Origin of the sequence: Polaribacter sp. IC066 (genome assembly GCF_007997085.1) — a bacterium.
Lineage (GTDB): Bacteria > Bacteroidota > Bacteroidia > Flavobacteriales > Flavobacteriaceae > Polaribacter.
In genome coordinates this window covers 1-1392 of record NZ_VORR01000130.1, presented here as the reverse complement: position 1 = coordinate 1392, position 1392 = coordinate 1, and the positions used below count along the sequence as shown (strand labels likewise).

At 32.0% G+C, this 1392-nt stretch carries 1 protein-coding gene; it reads left to right on the top strand.

The window, feature by feature from the left end; genetic code table 11:
- Positions 1-21: 21 nt before the first annotated feature.
- Positions 22-1392: transposase (locus tag ES044_RS18220; RefSeq protein ID WP_147120777.1), on the top strand; the 1371-nt coding region annotated here is incomplete at its 3' end.

The window sequence follows — 1392 nt, the reverse complement described above, 5'->3', positions numbered from 1 at the left end:
TGTAATTCCAATACGCTAAAAATGCTACATACCAAAGATATTAAAAATTTATCAGAACTTAGTGCTACTTTTTGTGATACCCATAAAAAGTCAGAATTTTTCACCAACTATGTGTCGATATTAAAATTAGGAAAATTACATGCTATTTTCCAATCGGTAAAACAAAAAGGCATTTCTAGTTTATCGCTTTTAAATATTTTAATCTGTTTTCCATTTATAGATACCCAGAATGTGCATCGCTTTATAGGTAGCAAATGGCATTGTTTTGCAAATTATGGAAAAGATGCTTACTATCGTTTAAAAAAGAATCCAAAGATTAATTGGCGTAATTTCCTTTTTGGTGTGGTCAAGCAAATGCTACTAAAGGTTTCTCAAAGTGATTCTGAAAACACAGTGAGGGCTCTTATTTTTGATGATACCCCTATCGCTAAAACAGGGCATAAAATAGAAGGTGTATCCAGGGTTTGGAATCATGTTATTGGTCGCAGTATTTTAGGCTATCAGCTTTTGGTAATGGGGTATTATGATGGCGTTTTGTTTATTCCTATTGATTTTTCATTCCATCGGGAAAAAGGAAATAACAGTAAAAATCTATATGGTTTAAAACCAAAACACTATAGAGAACAATATAAAAAGAAGGTTTGTAAACAAAGTGCTGGTTTTCAAAGAAGAAAAGAGTTGAACAGTAGTAAAATAGCCGCTTCTGTTAAGATGATAAAAAGGGCTGTGAAAAAAGGTGTTATAGCAGATTATGTGCTAACAGACAGTTGGTTTACCTGCTGGGAAATGGTGAAAACAACGATCGATAATGGTTTAAAATATGTAGGAATGTTTTCTAAAATAAAGACAAATTTTGTCTTTAGAGCAAAAAAAATGACTTACAAAGAAATAAGAGTATACAATAGAAAACAGACTAAAAGAAACAAGAAATTTAATCTCTATTATATTAGAACCGTTGTAGAATGGAACGGAATGCCTGTGGTATTGTACTTTACTAGAAAAGGAAAACACGGTAAATGGAAAGTGTTATTAAGTACAGACCTGTCAGCTAATTTCACCAAAACAGTAGAAATCTATCAGTTACGTTGGTCTATCGAGGTGTTTTTTAAGGAAACAAAACAGTTGTTAAATTTAGGCAAAAGCCAAAGTACTGATTTTGATGTACAAGTAGCAGATACTACTATTGTAATGGTTCAATATATTTTTCTATCCATAAAAAAGCGAATAGAAAGTTATCAAACTTTAGGAAAACTCTTTGAAAACACTAAGGCAGAATGTCTTGAAGTAAGATTACATCAAAGGCTCATCGCATTACTTATTGCTATTCTTACCATTGTGGAAGAACTATTTCCCGAGGTAGATTCTCGAAAAATGATGACTAGGATGATAGCT